This window comes from Streptomyces sp. NPDC058239, assembly GCF_042882185.1.
In the GTDB taxonomy this organism is placed as follows: Bacteria; Actinomycetota; Actinomycetes; order Streptomycetales; family Streptomycetaceae; genus Streptomyces.
In genome coordinates this window covers 100,408-103,401 of sequence record NZ_JBHVWS010000002.1, presented here as the reverse complement: position 1 = coordinate 103,401, position 2,994 = coordinate 100,408, and the positions used below count along the sequence as shown (strand labels likewise).

Below are 2,994 nucleotides of genomic sequence, written 5' to 3'. Positions count from 1 at the left end.
TAGCCCGCCCGGCGCCTGTTACCGCCAAACCACCCCCCGACCCCGCCTTTGGGCCCTGGGGGGTGTGGGTGCGGGGGGGTCCCCCCCCCCCCCCAACCCCCACGACCGCGCAGTGGTCAGAGGTCGACGTACAGGGCGATCGATCAAGAGGTGGAAAGCGGGCCGCGCCTGCCTCCGGCTGCTACGCAAGGGCGTGCTGCTCGGTGCCGCCAATCGCCGAAGACCGACTGGCGGCAAAGGGACGTCGACCTGGCCGTCTTCACGAAAATCTTTGAAGAGCCATCACGACTGGCCAGCAGCACCCCGGTGGCACTCAACCCAGTCGGGCCAGGTCAGCGCGCTGCACACGACTGACTTCACTGTCAAAGGACAGGCGCGGCTGTGCCGTGCCCGCTACTCTCACCGCCACACACCCCTTCTTCCGATGAACATATCGATCCCGCGGCGGCGCGGGGCCGTGCCGCCATCGGTGGGACGGGCGCCCGGATGAAGGAGGAACATGAACGACGTCACCGAGTTCAAGGACATCTCCCCGACCACCCTCGCCGATCTCCTGGGCCGCGAGCAGGTCATGGACATCGGCATCCGCCCCCTGTGGCCCTCGATCCCGCGAGTCGCCGGCCCGGCGTTCACCGTGCGGTGCCCTCCGGGCGACAACCTCATGCTCCACGCGGCCGTCCACCGCGCAAAGCCGGGCTCGGTCATCGTCGTCGAGGCAGGTGACGTCGACTACGCACTCGCCGGAGGAAACGTCTGCGCTGTCGCTCAGCGCCGTGGGATCGCGGCGTTCGTGACCGACGGGGTGATCCGCGACCTCGCCGAGGTGCGCGAGATGGGCTTTCCGGTCTTCGCCAGGGGAGTCATCCCCATCCCGGGCACCAAGAAGGCCATTGAGCCGCTCAACGGCCCGGTGCGGTGCGGCGGCGTGAGCGTCGAAGCGGGAGACATCGTGGTGGCCGACGAAGAGGGCATTGTGGTCACTCCCCGTGCCCGCCGGGAGCAAGTGCTCCTCGATGCCCGGAAGAAGCTGGCCAAGGAGGCCGGCGAATCTCTCGATATGTGGGAAAAAGCGCATCGCACCCGTATCGACACGATCCTGGCCGAAGGCGGCTTCGAGGGCTGATTCGACGCCAGGCTTCCGTCAGACCTGCACTGTTCCCCGGCCCCGGCCTCGGCCCGGCCCGGCGGGTGGGGCGGGGGCGGGGCCGACACCCCCGGATGGACGTACACCGCGCGCCGTCACGGCGACCCGGGTGCACCATGGAACGCACGGCGCACCCGCAGCCCGCACCTTTCACGCACGTCAGGCTGCGTAACTGCCGTGCCTCCACACGCAGCCGTCACCCGAACACCACACCCCACCACAGGCCTCATCTCATATCTGAGATAACCTTTCGTCATGTCAGACGACTATCTCGTACGCATAGGCAAGCTCATCCGTGACGCCCGTCAGCACCGGGGCTGGACACAGAGCCAGCTCGCCGAGGCGCTCGCCACCAGTCAGAGCGCCGTCAATCGCATCGAGCGCGGAAATCAGAACATCAGCCTTGAGATGATCGCGCGCATCGGTGAGGCACTCGACAGCGAGATCGTGTCGCTCGGCTACGCGGGGCCCATGCACCTGCGGGTGGTCGGCGGGCGCCGGCTCTCGGGCTCCATCGATGTCAAGACGAGCAAGAACGCGTGCGTGGCACTGCTCTGCGCCTCGCTGCTCAACAAGGGCCGCACGGTACTGCGCCGCGTGGCCCGCATCGAGGAGGTCTACCGACTCCTGGAGGTGCTGAACTCCATCGGCGTGCGGACGAGGTGGATCAACGAGGGAGTCGATCTGGAGATCGTCCCGCCGGCCCGGCTCGACATGGACGCCATCGACGCGGATGCCGCCCGCCGGACCCGTTCCATCATCATGTTCCTCGGTCCACTGCTGCACCGGATGGACTCGTTCAAGCTTCCGTACGCGGGCGGCTGCGACCTCGGTACGCGGACCATCGAGCCGCACATGATCGCGCTGCGCCGGTTCGGGCTGGAGATCGCCGCGACGGAAGGGCTCTACCACGCCCAGATAGACCACTCGGTCACGCCCGACCGTCCCATAGTGCTGACCGAGCGCGGGGACACCGTGACCGAGAACGCGCTGCTGGCCGCCGCCCGGCACGACGGCACGACCGTCATCCGCAACGCATCCTCCAACTACATGGTCCAGGACCTGTGCTTCTTCCTGGAGGCACTGGGCATACGCGTGGACGGCATCGGCACGACCACACTGACCGTGCACGGCGTCCCGCACATAGATGTGGACGTCGACTACTCCCCCTCCGAGGACCCGGTGGAGGCGATGAGCCTCCTCGCCGCCGCCGTGGTGACGGAGTCCCGGCTGACGATCCGCCGGGTACCGATCGAGTTCCTCGAGATCGAGCTCGCGGTGCTGGAAGAGATGGGCGTCGACTGCGACCGTACGACTGAGTACGCCGCCGACAACGGCCGTACCCGCCTGGTCGACCTCACGGTCCGCCCCTCCAAGCTGGAGGCGCCGATCGACAAGGTCCACCCCATGCCGTTCCCGGGGCTCAACATCGACAATGTGCCCTTCTTCGCGGCCATCGCCGCCTCGGCCCACGGCCAGACCCTCATCCACGACTGGGTCTACGACAACCGGGCCATCTACCTCACCGACCTGAACCGCCTCGGCGGCAGGCTGCAGCTCCTGGACCCGCACCGGGTACTGGTCGAGGGCCCGACCCGCTGGCGCGCCGCCGAGATGATGTGCCCGCCCGCGCTGCGGCCCGCCGTGGTGGTGCTGCTCGCCATGATGGCGGCGGAAGGCACCTCCGTACTGCGCAATGTGTATGTCATCAACCGCGGTTACGAGGAGCTGGCGGAACGGCTCAACTCCGTGGGCGCGCAGATCGAGATCTTCCGCGACATCTGACCGGCGGGGTGTGGGGGGGAGCGGGTGGGGCGGTTGGAGCCCGAAACACAAAAAACACAGCACGG

General features: G+C 67.8%; 2 protein-coding genes. Both read left to right on the top strand.

What is annotated here, in order from left to right:
* Positions 1-499 precede the first annotated feature (499 nt).
* Positions 500-1,123 carry an RraA family protein gene (locus tag ACFVYE_RS03030; RefSeq protein ID WP_383963213.1) on the top strand — a complete coding sequence of 208 codons (624 nt, stop codon included), beginning with the start codon at positions 500-502 and terminating at the stop codon, positions 1,121-1,123.
* A gap of 276 nt (positions 1,124-1,399) precedes the next feature.
* Positions 1,400-2,929 (top strand): UDP-N-acetylglucosamine 1-carboxyvinyltransferase, encoded by a 1,530-nt coding sequence (locus ACFVYE_RS03025; RefSeq protein WP_327272290.1) that lies wholly within the window; start codon positions 1,400-1,402, stop codon positions 2,927-2,929.
* Positions 2,930-2,994: the final 65 nt, after the last annotated feature.

Bases quoted from the DNA above. Each gene is read 5' to 3' on its own strand.
- ACFVYE_RS03030 (WP_383963213.1), top strand. From the start codon at position 500: ATGAACGACGTCACCGAGTTCAAGGACATCTCCCCGACCACCCTCGCC.
- ACFVYE_RS03025 (WP_327272290.1), top strand. From the start codon at position 1,400: ATGTCAGACGACTATCTCGTACGCATAGGCAAGCTCATCCGTGACGCC.